Origin of the sequence: Neobacillus sp. PS3-40 (assembly GCF_030915485.1) — a bacterium.
GTDB lineage: Bacteria > Bacillota > Bacilli > Bacillales > Cytobacillaceae > JAUZPL01.
In genome coordinates this window covers 2,256,468-2,268,626 of sequence record NZ_CP133266.1, presented here as the reverse complement: position 1 = coordinate 2,268,626, position 12,159 = coordinate 2,256,468, and the positions used below count along the sequence as shown (strand labels likewise).

Sequence of the window (12,159 nt, the reverse complement as noted above, 5' to 3'; positions counted from 1 at the left end):
CCACTCTTATGCATTGCGCCTGTAATCAGACGGCTCTGTTCGCTTCGTTTGCGGAAAGAGCCGTTCTTTATTAATGGACAATCCCTAACAATTTAATTTACACCATTACCAGGGTCGAATTGAATTTGATTTCGTTTTTGCGTTAAAATGGAGCTATTAAAGATAGGGATTCCGATAAAAGGGAGGAACTTTCATTGAAGCTGGATCGACTGCTTGCCATCACGATGACTTTGTTGAATCAACCCCGCGTTAGCGCAACTGAGCTCGCCGAACGGTTCGAGGTTTCCTTACGCACCATTTATCGAGATATGGAATCGATCAATCAAGCGGGCATTCCGATTGTTTCATTCCCTGGTTCTGATGGTGGGTATGAAATTATGTCAGGCTATCGGATCGATAAACAAGTTTTATCCCTTGATGATTTTTCTACCATTTTTTCCGCATTACGCGGAGCAAGATCCGTTACAGACGATTCAGATATTGATGGGCTATTAGAGAAAATAGGCGCCATGGTGCCTGACATTTCAAATCCCTCAGGCGCAACTCATGTTGACCTAGATTTAACGCCCAAGCCTAATGTTAAGAATAATCTCGGATCTCTCCATAAAGCTATTAAGGAATTTCATTTAGTCCAGCTTGAGTATTTGGATATCAAAGGTGCGGAAACAGAACGAACCATTGAACCGATGGGATTATTCCTTAAAGGGAATAGGTGGTATATATACGGATATTGCCTTACACGGTCTGATTTTCGGGTATTCAGACTTTCCCGAATTCTAAATCTGAAAAATATGCCCGAGACGTTCGTTCGTCGTTTGTATTCACTTCAAGATGTCGAGCGGCAGTTTAAAATTCAAGCCAAAGGTGCCAAGATAAAAGTAGTATTGCATTTTGATCCAGTAATCAAGACGAGGGTCCGCGATGACTTTAGTCATGAACAAGTATGTAAAAACCCAGATGGATCTTTGTCTGTGACTGCAGAGTATCCCGGTATTGATCGGGCTGTTCAAAGTGTTTTAAGTTATGGTGCCAACGTTTTGGTTGTTGATCCTCCTGAATTAATTAATGAGGTGCGGCGTCATATCAAGAAAATGGATAAAATCTATAAAATTCGATAATCAGGAAAAAAAGAATCAGTTGTATTTTGTATCATAATTTGTAAGCAAAGGATAGTAAAAGTGTAAAACAAAATGCTGAATGAATGAATTGACAAATTGGTTGGATGCTTGTAATATACCATGTGTATTGTTAGATATCTAACTGTTAGATTTTTAAAGGAGAAGTAGTAAAAAATGAGAACAAGAAAAGACACGCCCTTTTCGGATTTATTCCAGATGATCGGTCTCAAATTAAAGAGAACAGCAGATGAAAAAGTTAATGATCTGGGTTTAAATGCACAACAAGGTAGAATGATAAGCTATATCTATCAGCATCAGGATAAGGAATTGATTCAAACTGATTTAGCAGAAGTATTCCAGCGTCGCGGGGCTAGTATTACTAGTATGCTCCAAGGTCTAGAGAAAAAGGGGTATATTGAGCGGAAAATACCAGTGGACAATGAGCGTCAAAAGAATATCTATGTTTTACCAAAAGGAATAGAATTAATTGAGGCTTTCGATCAGGCATTTGGAGAAGTGGAAAAGAAAGTTGTTCAATCTCTAACGGAAGAAGAGAAACAAATTCTCAAAGAACTTTTGACTAAGATCAATCGAACTTTATGATTGATACAGCAGCAAGGTCTGCTGTTAATAAAATAGTTAGAATTATAACAGTAAGAATTCTATTTTTAATAAAATAGTTAGAATTCTAATAATTAAAACCCTATACAAGGAGGATTACAATGAAAAACTCAGAATCAAATACTTATTATTTAGAAGAAGCACCAATCAGAAAGGCTATTGCTCACTTATCAATTCCAATGATAATCGGTATGTTGGTAGGGACTATTTATAATATCATCAATGCCTATTTTATTGGATTAATGCATGATACAGCTATGCTTAGCGCAATTACGCTAGGATTACCGATATTTACTGTTTTAATGGCATTTGGAAATATGTTCGGTGTCGGAGGTGGAACATTTATTACAAGGTTAGTTTCTATAGGTGAAGGAGAAGTAGCAAAAAGAGTGGCTGGGTATTCTTTCTATGGAAGTATTATTACTGGACTTGTCATTGCAGTTGCTTCTTATTTTACGATGAAGCCTCTTGTTCATTTACTCGGTGCAGATGCGGCAACTTTTGATTACACCAGACAATATTCACTTACAATGTTCGCCGGTGGGTTCGCAATTATATGGAACTTTGCCTTAGAACAAATGGTTCGTTCAGAAGGTGCTTCAAAAGAGTCCATGTTCGGAATGTTCATCGCCATCGCTTTGAGTATTGTATTTGATATTCTCTTTATTTTAGTCCTTAACTGGCATGTATTTGGTGCTGCTTTATCTATGGTTTTAGCAAATATCGGTTCTACGATCTATTATGTTTGGTATTTACAAACCAAAAGTGAAAATCTTAAAGGATTTATGTATCATTTCAAAATCGACATAAAAAGCCAATTAGAGGTTTACAAAATTGGTATTTCCGAACTATTACAAGCCACTTTCTTAATTATAACTACGTTGTTATTAAACAATTATTCCATGGGATATGGAGCTAACGTTGTTGCAAGTTTTGGGATTGCATTAAGAATTGTTCAATTTCCGGAGTTTTTATCAATGGGGCTCTTCTTAGGGGTTATTCCTTTAATTGCCTACAATTTCTCTACTAAAAATATTACTCGCTTGAAAGCAGCCATTAAACAAACAGCAATAACCATTGGCGTAATTTCAGGAGTTTTCATTGGTTTAGTTTCCTTGTTCAAAGAACCCGTTATTCATATGTTCTCAAATGACCCATCTGTTCTTAATATAGGAGCGTATATTTTAGTGGCTATGTTGATATCTGCTCTTTTTAATGGCTTTACAGGGTTATTCACGGGTATCTTCCAAGCGTCCGGTGAAGGGATTCCAACAACCATTATGGCAGTTACACAAGGGGTTCTTTTTATTCCTGTCATTATTGTTTTGCATTACTTCTTTGGCTTGCATGGGATTGTCTGGTCCATGACCATTTCCGAAGTGATTACCTGTGCTATGGGTTTGGTGCTATTTATTTTTTACACTAAAAAAATCAATAGCAGTGAAAATAAAAAACCTTCCTTAGATACGTTTTGGTGAACCATATTATAAATAGGGCAGTAAGTTGTAAATAGCATTATTTCGTCTTGAAAAAACAACGCTAAAATGATTCACTAGAATAGTAAATTTTGCTATTCACAACCAATGGATATGCAAATTGAAATTTTAATCACTTGTCCAAAAAAATTCCGAAAATACCTATTGAAGCTGCAATCTCAAGAGCACTTTTTTCATTAGTCTTTTCATAACTAAGTCTTGCACTTACTATGTAGATAGTGGGTTTTCTACAAAAACAGGAGCTTTAGGGTTGAATAAGGGGCTACCAAATAAAATAAATGATAATAAAATAGCGGATAAGTTCCAAATAAATAATCACAAGGCGGTTCTTCTGGATTGCATTTATAATGACGAGAACTGTCCCTGTGCTTAAAAGTGGGTGAGTGGGTTGTTTAAATTTTTGCTGGTTGAGGATGATATTACACTGTTTGATGAGTTAAAGGAGCGGCTTGAAGGCTGGTCGTATGATGTCTATGGGATAACGGATTTCAGCAGAGTATTGCAGGAGTTTACCGCAATCAATCCTGATTTGGTGATTATTGATATTCAGCTGCCGAAGTTCGATGGATTTCACTGGTGTCGGATGATCCGCGCCCATTCCAATGTGCCTATCCTGTTTCTTTCTTCACGGGACCACCCCACAGATATGGTGATGGCCATGCAGCTTGGGGCAGATGATTTTATTCAAAAGCCGTTCCATACGGATGTACTTATTGCAAAAATCCAGGCGATTCTCCGCCGCGTCTATAACTACAACTCTGAACAGCTACTGCTAAAAACGTGGTGCGATGCCACGGTCGACTATCAGCAAAACACAGTTACCAATCACCTTGGATCTGTTGAACTGACCAAAAATGAACTATTTATTTTAAAAAAATTAATTGAACAAAAAAATCGCATCGTCAGCCGTGAAGATCTTATCAAAAGCCTTTGGGATGACGAGCGCTTTGTTAGCGACAATACATTAACCGTCAATGTCAACCGGCTCAGGAAAAAGCTCGACGAACTCAGTTTGGGCCGATGTATCGAAACGAAGGTCGGCCAGGGTTATATCGCTGTTGAAGAGGAACACCCTGTATGATCAAGAATTTTTTAACCGAACGTCGCAGCTGGATTCTGCTTTTTATCTTTCTGCAATGCCTGCTCATATTTGTTGCTTATCTCGACAACACCATTCCATTGGGTCCAATCCTTTACATAGTCTTTTTATCAGCGATTGTATTTTTTCTTTTCCTGGTTGTTCGTTTTAATAAGGAAACAAAATTCTATCAAAGCCTTTTGGAATGGGATAATACTCTGGATATGACAAGCTTCCCCGCGGCTGAAAGTCCCTTTGAAAAAATAATTGAGACCACGATTACCAGCCAGACTGTGCGGCTGAAACAGGATACCACCAAAAACAGAATTGCTCTGGAAGAAGAAAAAGATGATCTTCTTGCCTGGATTCACGAGGTCAAAACGCCATTGACGGCAATGCATTTAATGATCGAAAAAATGGACGATACCACCATGAAAAATAAATTAACGGTGGAATGGCTTCGAATTCATCATCTGCTCGATCAGCAGCTCCATCAAAAACGGCTGCCGTTTTTGGAAAATGATCTTTATATTGAAACGGTAGATTTAAAATTGGTCATTTTTAAGGAAATCAAGGATTTGCAATCATGGTGCATTCAGAAAAAAATTGGTTTTGAAGTGGAATTGGAGGAGGCGTCCGTCTTAAGTGATGGCAAATGGCTCGCGTTTATTATCAGGCAGCTTTTGACGAATGCGGTTAAATACAGTGAGGCATCCGACATTAAAATTAAAAGTTACCAGGAGAATGAACAAACGATCATGACTGTTGAGGATTTTGGAAGAGGCATCGACCCAAAGGATTTGCCGCGCATTTTTGATAAAGGCTTTACTTCAACAACTAACCATCAGGACCATTCTGCAACGGGCATGGGGTTATTTTTAGCAAAAAAGGCAGTAAAACCGCTGCTTATTACGATGGAGGTCACCTCCACTTCAGGAGAAGGAACCACGTTTTCCTTGATTTTTCCAAAAAGGAATGACTTTACGAGGATTACCCGCATGTGACAAAAATGTCACATGCTTTTGTTATTTGTTCGGATAATCGAAGGAAAAGGATGTAGCCCTTTTTTATAATAAAGAAGTATGAACAAAGTAAGGAGTGTGCTGAAATGGCAATTTTAGAAGCAGTGAAAATTCATAAATCCTATGGAAACAAATTTAATAGACAAGAAGTGTTGAAAGGTCTTGATATAACAATCGAAAAGGGGGAATTTGTTGGGATCATGGGGGCTTCAGGGTCCGGAAAAACGACCTTGCTCAACGTCCTGTCCTCGATTGATAAAGTAAGCGGCGGTTCGATCATTATTGAAGGAACTGAAATGACCGGAATGAAGGAAAAACAGCTGGCCGAATTCCGAAAAAACCATTTAGGGTTTATTTTTCAGGAATATAACCTCCTCGACACCCTGACGGTGAAAGAAAACATCATCCTGCCGTTGTCAATTTCAAAAGTGCCAAAGCAGGAGGCACAGCAAAAATTCCAGGCAGTCGCAGAAGAACTCGGCATCTATGATAGTAAAGACAAGTATCCAAATGAAATTTCCGGGGGACAGAAACAACGGACCTCTGCGGCACGGGCGTTTATCCATGAGCCGAGCATTATTTTTGCTGATGAACCAACCGGTGCCCTCGACTCCAAGTCGGCGTCCGATTTATTAAACAAGTTAAACCAATTAAATCAAAAACGTAGCACCACGATCGTTATGGTCACCCATGATCCTGCCGCGGCAAGCTTCTGCAGCAGGGTTATATTTATAAAAGACGGTCAGATTTATACTCAGCTAACCAAGGGCGAGCAATCAAGGCAGACATTTTTTAATGACATCATGAAAACGCAAGGTGTGTTAAGCGGGGTGCAATATGAGCATTAATCAGCTGATTCTCCGCAATCTGAAAAAAAATCTAAAAAACTATTATCTCTATGTGTTTGCATTGATCTTTAGCGCGGCCCTCTATTTTGCATTTGTGACCTTGCAATATGACCCGGCCATGGATGCCACGAAAGGCTCGATCAAAGGCGCTGCAGCGATCAAGACCGCCTCTGTCCTGCTGATTACGATTGTCACAATCTTTCTGATTTATGCCAATAACATTTTTTTGAAGCGGCGCAGCCAGGAGATCGGGTTGTTTCAATTAATTGGGATGACGAAAAACAGGATTTTTCGTATCCTCAGCACTGAAAACATTATTCTGTATTTTGGTTCACTGCTGGTTGGAATTTTGCTTGGATTTTCGGGGTCGAAATTACTTATCATGATCTTGTATAAAATCACAACGGTGAAAGCAATCGCCACACTGCATTTTTCAACACAGGCACTCATTCAAACACTTGTGGTTTTTGGCGCCATCTTTGTTGTGATCCTGTTGATGAATTATGCATTTATGAAAAAACAAAGCATTTTAGCGTTATTTCGTGTTTTGTCCTCGTCTGAAAATAAGGTGAAAAAAGTCTCAACGGTTGAAATTGCCATGGGTATTACCGGAATTCTGTTGATTCTTCTTGGCTACTATGTTTCTTCCAAATTGTTTGATGGTGATTTTACAAGCCTACCTTGGCTGGCCGGGGCAATGATTTTTATCCTGGCGTCCGTTATTATCGGAACGTATTTATTTTACAAAGGCTCGATCAGGTTTATTTTTGCAATGATCCGGAAAAAGAAAGACGGCTATTTAACGATTAATGAAGTATTATCGCTATCCTCGATTATGTTTCGAATCAAATCAAATGCGTTATTGTTAACGATTATTACCACGGTTTCGGCACTGGCAATTGGTTTATTGTCGTTAAGCTATATTTCCTACTATTCTGCTGAAAAAACAGCAAAAAATCAGGTTGCTGCAGATTTTGCGTTTACAAAAAGTCAGGACGCAGAAATGTTTTTGAAGGAGTTGGATGCAAAGAAAATTCTTTATTCGGAAAAAAGGATTGATGTGGTTCAGGCAAAGATTAACCTGCAAGCGATTATGGTTGAACATATAAAGGGGTTAAATTCTGATCCAAGAAAGACAACGATTTCTGTTGTCAGTGACAAAGCTGTCACTGGAACAGATGTCCGTCCGGGCGATGCCATTTTTACAGGTTACAGTGATTTATTGCAAAAATTTATGAAATTAAAAGACTCCGGGTCAATTGATTTTAAGGTACAAAAGGAACGAGTACATCTTAACTATTTAGGATTAAAAAAGGATTACATTCTATCATGGAATTATACCGTTGGTGGCTTTCCTGTCGCAATTGTCGATGAATCTGCTTTTACCCGCTTGAAAAATGGTGCAAATCACGTTTCGTTATATATTGGAATCAACTTAAAGAATAAGGATCAGCTTGAAAAAGCGAATATGATTTTTAAAGGATTGAAGTTTAGTGATTCCAGCGTCCATGAATCGGTTTTGGAAATGAGCAACATGCAAAAGAAAAGTATTGGGTTAACGATGTTTATTGTTGGCTTTTTGGGATTAACATTTTTGGTAACGTCAGGCTGTATTCTTTATTTTAAACAAATGGGTGAGGGGGAAGAGGAGAAACCAAATTACACGATTTTGAGGAAGCTCGGCTTTACACAAGGTGATCTACTGAAAGGAATCCAGGCCAAACAGCTGTTTGGCTTCGGCATCCCTCTTGCTATCGGGCTGCTGCATAGCTACTTTGCCGTCCAATCAGGCTGGTTTATTTTCGGCACAGAACTTTGGACACCGATGGTCGCCGTCATGATCGTATACACAGCACTGTACTCCATCTTTGGTCTTATCTCGATCCGCTACTACAAAAAACTGATCGAAGAAGCACTTTAGTATAAGGCGTAATCACGTAAAGATAGGTCTGTTTCTCGTGCTTTCATTAAAGAAGCACAAGAAACGGCCCCTTTTTTATTAGTCAAACCGCCTGTTATACAGGTGCGCTGAACCTTATCATAAGTAGAGGTTTTTAGTCAAATGCCTCTCCTTAAGGATGGGGAGGCTAAAACAAGTTCACCTGAAGAACATAAGCAGGTGGCAATTTTCCAACAGCCTGGAACGCCAAAATCAGTTGGTGATTGGCCGATGGATGGGTGATAAACTGGATCAGACCTCTCTGTCCTTTGTCGAAAAGGAAGTGCTTCGGCTAGCGATTTGAAAAGGAGAAGCCATATCACCTGTAGAAGTCGAGAAGTTTCTGAGGTTAAGTGACAAGACGGTAAAAAAATACTCTCTCAACTAGTCGAAAAAAAGATGCTGATTCCCGCATCTGGGACCATGAGGGTCATCTCTAATCGGTTGGGGATCAGATTAAGCACCTGGTTTGATAAATAGACGGAAAAATTTCTCTTAATTAGTAAATTGGATTGAAATTAGCTTAAATAGAAGGAGAGATTCCGCCTATTGACTCAAAAACCTCAAAAATGGGGGACTTTGCTTTGCATAACCGGAAACCCTCCGCTTATTTACCCCGAAATGAGCTCCATTCTGCATCTACCCGAAAAATCTCCGCTTATTTTATTGTCGCTGGTTACCCGAGTAAGGAAAAGCCTTCAATTATTTAAGAGGATTTTTCATCTACAAGTAGTAAAGATTAATCAACACTTAAATCGCATAAGGACAACTAGGCAATCGCCGGCGCTAAGGCTTGGCGCTAGCCAAGTTTTCTTTATGGCTCTCTTTTCTCTAGCTTGTCAAAACATGAAAAAGATTGCTGAGAAAATACCCCTTTCTCAACAATCTGGGCAGATCATTATAAGACTGCTCTTTTTAAGCATGATTTGTTTAAATTGTTATACTCTAAATTATGAATGAGGGGCTAGCTGTTCAGTGAGGTATTTGATAGTACCCCTCATTAGAACGTAAATATATTAAGCTGCTTCCTGTTGAAAACACGGATCATTGAAGTAAATAACTTCAGTAAGAATTTTATAGCCCTCTATCTTTTTGAGAGCCTCTCTTGCTTCTTTTTCAGTTTCAAATTCGAACATGGAAATATTTGAATCTATATAACGAGTTATAATCCACATAAAAATGCCTCCTATTTTTTAAAAAAAGTTACTTCAGTCATGCTGATTGGATAGAAATAAATACGGATAAAGATTCATAAGCTATATTTAACCTTATGGGTGATTTAGCTTTAATAAAGTACTGCTTCAAGTTTGATGAAGTAATTATTAATTGCTACAGACCAATGATAATGCAATAATGAAAATAAATAAAATGCTAAAAAGTTATAGTATGATATAAAAAACTTTTATATGGAAAAATTAGGGGGAGAATAGTGGATTACCGTGATTGGGAAATACTGAAGGTCCTCTATAGTCAGAAAAATATAACGAGAGCGGCAAGGCTTTTGTTTATTACCCAGCCTGCATTAACTAATCGTTTAAAGCACATGCAGGAAGAATTAGGTGTCAAAATAGTAACACGAGAAAGCAGAGGGGTTCATTTTACCCCACAGGGCGAATATCTTGTTCAATGTGCCGATGATATCCTTGCCCAATATAGCAATATAAAGAGACATGTTCGGAATATGAGTCATAATATAGGTAATGAAGTTGTGGGAACATTGAAATTAGGTGTATCTAACTTTTTTGCCAATTATGAACTGGCCCAAATTCTGAAATTATTTAAACAACAGTATCCTTATGTGGAATTTAAACTGACGACAGGTTGGAGTAAAGATGTAACACAACTAATTCACAATAAGGATGTTCATATCGCATTTGTTCGAGGCGACTATAGCTACAGAGGATTAAAGAAACATTTATTATTTGAAGAAACAATATCTATAGCATCTAAGGAAGAGATCGATCTTGCTGATTTGCCTCATCTCCCCAGAATTAACTATAGCGGAGATTACTTATTAAAATCATTAATTGATAATTGGTGGACCGAAAACTATACACTGCCGCCTTCAATTAGTATCGAAGTAGATCAGGTTGATACATGCAAGGAAATGGTTATCAATGGATTGGGCTACGGTATCTTAGCCAGTCGAATGCTCAAGGACATTAAAGAATTATATAAAATTGATTTAAATGATCAAAAAGGAAATCCGATACTACGCAGAACATGGATGTATTATCATAAAGAATCATTGGAGTGGAACGTTGTGAAGGCCTTTGTAAATTTTATTGAGACATTGGTGTTACAGGGTGAAGAGCATTGAATAAGTAGCACTTTAAACTTATTAAGATGGACATTAATTTAATGGACTTTGTCATATGTAGGTAGAAAAGGCCTTTTTACTAGAAGAAAAAGGGGGATCATTTGGTAATTTCAAAAAAGAAATATTTTTTGCTTAAAAAAGAGGTTACCGACTTATTATTGGGTTGGTAGCCTTTTATTCATTATTTAGTGAAATGGCACAAAAAGTTTAATAAAGAGGATTATTTCTAATTTAGTGAAATATATAGTAATTTTTCATATGTAATATTAAAGTAGGACGGATATCTGATAGAATAAAAAAGTATTTTAATATAACAATTTTGGGTTGAGGTGGATTGTTTGAATAAATTAACCAATAGAGAAATCATGTTTATTGGCTTTATGTTATTTTCAATGGTATTTGGTGCAGGAAATTTAATTTTTCCAGCCTATTTGGGGCATGCTGCAGGAGAAAATGTATGGCAAGCGGATATGGGTTTTATTATTTCAGATGCGGGTCTCTCTGTATTAGCTTTTATAGCTATTGCAAAATCAGGAACATTCGATACTCTAGTAAATAGAGTTAATCCTACTTTTGCTTTACTTTTTCCAATGGCCATTTATTTGTCAATAGGACCAGGCCTCGCCATTCCCCGTGCAGGCAGCCTTGCTTATGAAATGGGAGTGAAGCCCTTTTTACCAAATACAATCGAGTCTTCGCCGATCGGGCTTTTGGTTTATACAGTAGTATTCTTTAGTATCGTTTTTTGGTTCGCAAAATCGCCATCCAAATTAGTAGATAGATTTGGAAAAATTTTAACACCTTCTTTACTAGTATTAATCATCATTGTTTTTATCAAAGCTCTATTTACTGATTTACCAGACTTCAAAGAAGCTACTTTATCATATAAAGAGAATCCAATCTCACAAGGATTTTTAGATGGATATCAAACAATGGATGCCATTTGCGCATTAATTTATGGAATTGTATTTACCAATATTTTTAGAAGTAAAAAGATAAGCAAACAAACCTTACAGGTAAAATATTTAGCGATATTTGGGCTAATTTGCGGGGTGCTTTTAACTTTTTGTTATTTAGTGATTGCATACATAGGAGCATCGGCGCAGGTAACAGGAAAAGTTGATAATGGAGCCATTGTATTAAGTACAGTGTTACATCAATTGTTTGGTACTAGCGGAACAATTGTTTTAGGATTAATTTTCACATTAGCGTGTTTAAGTGTTTGTATCGGATTAATCACATCATGTGCTCAATATTTTTCAAGTGTTTTCCCAAAATTATCTTATATAAAATGGGCAATCCTTTTATGCTTGGTCAGTGGTTTTGTTGCAAATCTTGGTCTATCTCAAATATTAAAAGTATCTGTCCCGGTGCTGGATTTATTGTATCCAATGGCAATTACCTTAATTATTTTAGGTCTTTTACATGATCGATTGCCTTTTAAGCAACGACCAGTTTATGTCATGACAATTGGTCTAGTCGGATTATTTAGCTTGATGGAAATCATCAATTCTACCTTTTTAAATGGTTCATTTTCAGAATTATTATCTACTGTTCCTTTGCAAAATAAGGGCTTCGGTTGGGTCATTCCTGGTTTGCTTGGTTTTATAATAGGGAGTATTTTTGAAAAAGTTAAATTTAATAAGGATATGACTCTTAAGAAAGCAGCATAGTCCTTGAACTTACCTAGCGAGATGAGACACATATAAAACACCAA

The 12,159-nt window shown here is 37.4% G+C and carries 10 protein-coding genes; 9 read left to right on the top strand and 1 reads right to left on the bottom strand.

From position 1 onward, the window contains the following. The first annotated feature begins 194 nt into the window (after window positions 1-194). From RCG20_RS11035 to RCG20_RS11005, 7 genes are all read left to right on the top strand, one after another. Window positions 195-1,118 (top strand): helix-turn-helix transcriptional regulator, encoded by a 924-nt coding sequence (locus tag RCG20_RS11035; protein ID WP_308180225.1) that lies wholly within the window; start codon window positions 195-197, stop codon window positions 1,116-1,118. 174 nt (window positions 1,119-1,292) lie between these two features. Continuing rightward, window positions 1,293-1,721 carry a MarR family winged helix-turn-helix transcriptional regulator gene (locus RCG20_RS11030; RefSeq protein ID WP_308180224.1) on the top strand — a complete coding sequence of 143 codons (429 nt, stop codon included), beginning with the start codon at window positions 1,293-1,295 and terminating at the stop codon, window positions 1,719-1,721. A gap of 119 nt (window positions 1,722-1,840) precedes the next feature. Further along, on the top strand, window positions 1,841-3,217 hold the full coding sequence (locus RCG20_RS11025; protein WP_308180223.1) for an MATE family efflux transporter: 1,377 nt from the start codon (window positions 1,841-1,843) through the stop codon (window positions 3,215-3,217). Between the two features lie 406 nt (window positions 3,218-3,623). Beyond that, window positions 3,624-4,316: a response regulator transcription factor gene (locus tag RCG20_RS11020; RefSeq protein ID WP_308180222.1), complete on the top strand. Its 693-nt coding sequence runs from the start codon at window positions 3,624-3,626 to the stop codon at window positions 4,314-4,316. After that, window positions 4,313-5,317, top strand: coding sequence for a sensor histidine kinase (locus RCG20_RS11015; RefSeq protein WP_308180221.1), 1,005 nt, complete (start codon window positions 4,313-4,315; stop codon window positions 5,315-5,317). Before RCG20_RS11020 ends, RCG20_RS11015 begins: the two co-directional genes overlap by 4 nt. A gap of 104 nt (window positions 5,318-5,421) precedes the next feature. After that, entirely contained in the window at window positions 5,422-6,183 is a 762-nt protein-coding gene (locus tag RCG20_RS11010; RefSeq protein WP_308180220.1) for an ABC transporter ATP-binding protein, read from the top strand. Continuing rightward, window positions 6,173-8,104 (top strand): FtsX-like permease family protein, encoded by a 1,932-nt coding sequence (locus RCG20_RS11005; protein ID WP_308180219.1) that lies wholly within the window; start codon window positions 6,173-6,175, stop codon window positions 8,102-8,104. The genes RCG20_RS11010 and RCG20_RS11005 overlap by 11 nt, the downstream gene beginning before the upstream one ends. Window positions 8,105-9,138: 1,034 nt before the next feature. Here the strand turns inward: RCG20_RS11005 and RCG20_RS11000 are convergent. Beyond that, window positions 9,139-9,297 (bottom strand): hypothetical protein, encoded by a 159-nt coding sequence (locus RCG20_RS11000; RefSeq protein WP_308180218.1) that lies wholly within the window; start codon window positions 9,295-9,297, stop codon window positions 9,139-9,141. Between the two features lie 254 nt (window positions 9,298-9,551). Between RCG20_RS11000 and RCG20_RS10995 the strand changes: the two genes are divergently transcribed. Continuing rightward, window positions 9,552-10,442 carry a LysR family transcriptional regulator gene (locus RCG20_RS10995; RefSeq protein ID WP_308180217.1) on the top strand — a complete coding sequence of 297 codons (891 nt, stop codon included), beginning with the start codon at window positions 9,552-9,554 and terminating at the stop codon, window positions 10,440-10,442. Between the two features lie 338 nt (window positions 10,443-10,780). Next, window positions 10,781-12,115, top strand: coding sequence for a branched-chain amino acid transport system II carrier protein (gene brnQ / locus RCG20_RS10990; RefSeq protein WP_308180216.1), 1,335 nt, complete (start codon window positions 10,781-10,783; stop codon window positions 12,113-12,115). Window positions 12,116-12,159 lie beyond the last annotated feature (44 nt).

Excerpts from the sequence above, each read along its gene's own strand:
- RCG20_RS11030 (WP_308180224.1), top strand. The coding sequence starts at position 1,293 with ATGAGAACAAGAAAAGACACGCCCTTTTCGGATTTATTCCAGATGATC.
- RCG20_RS11025 (WP_308180223.1), top strand. The coding sequence starts at position 1,841 with ATGAAAAACTCAGAATCAAATACTTATTATTTAGAAGAAGCACCAATC.
- RCG20_RS11015 (WP_308180221.1), top strand. The coding sequence starts at position 4,313 with ATGATCAAGAATTTTTTAACCGAACGTCGCAGCTGGATTCTGCTTTTT.
- RCG20_RS11010 (WP_308180220.1), top strand. The coding sequence starts at position 5,422 with ATGGCAATTTTAGAAGCAGTGAAAATTCATAAATCCTATGGAAACAAA.
- RCG20_RS11005 (WP_308180219.1), top strand. The coding sequence starts at position 6,173 with ATGAGCATTAATCAGCTGATTCTCCGCAATCTGAAAAAAAATCTAAAA.
- RCG20_RS11000 (WP_308180218.1), bottom strand. The coding sequence starts at position 9,297 with ATGTGGATTATAACTCGTTATATAGATTCAAATATTTCCATGTTCGAA.